This is a genomic window from Chryseobacterium sp. SIMBA_029, from assembly GCF_046535275.1.
Classification (GTDB): domain Bacteria; phylum Bacteroidota; class Bacteroidia; order Flavobacteriales; family Weeksellaceae; genus Chryseobacterium.
The window spans coordinates 1-401 of the sequence record NZ_JAWRXA010000054.1 but is presented as its reverse complement, the minus strand read 5'-3'; the positions used below and the strand labels follow the sequence as shown (position 1 = coordinate 401).

The following is a 401-nucleotide window of genomic DNA, read 5'->3' as shown; positions in this document are numbered from 1 at the left end:
CCAAGAAATGACCGGGAAGACAACGCATACCGTTCGCGTCCCACAGCGTCCTTGGCCGGGGCGGCCGGAAGGAGCTCGTCCCGCAGGAACGTAGCCAGCGCAGCGTATGCCTCACGGGCTTGGCGCGTTCCGGCGTCGAGCTTGTCCTGCAGTTCACTGGGAAGCGGTGCGCCCTCAAGAGTGGCGCCGGCGGCCAATTTGGCGAAGAAGCCATCGTCTGCGGCGTAGCGCTCGGCTTGTTCAATCACTATGCCGACCTGGCGGCGGGCGGCCACCTTGCCGCCCTGCTTCGCGGAGCGGAGTGATTCGATGTAACCGTCGATCGCGCCCGGAACGTTGGCAGCACGACCAGCCTGATGCTCCCAGTGCTCGTAGCTGTCTGTGGGCATGAGATCAAAGAC

Annotated in this window: 1 protein-coding gene; it reads right to left on the bottom strand. The window is 64.6% G+C overall.

Going from position 1 to position 401, the window contains the following annotated elements:
• Positions 1 to 401: DUF885 family protein (locus tag SB679_RS23180; protein WP_410704641.1), on the bottom strand; the 401-nt coding region annotated here is incomplete at both ends.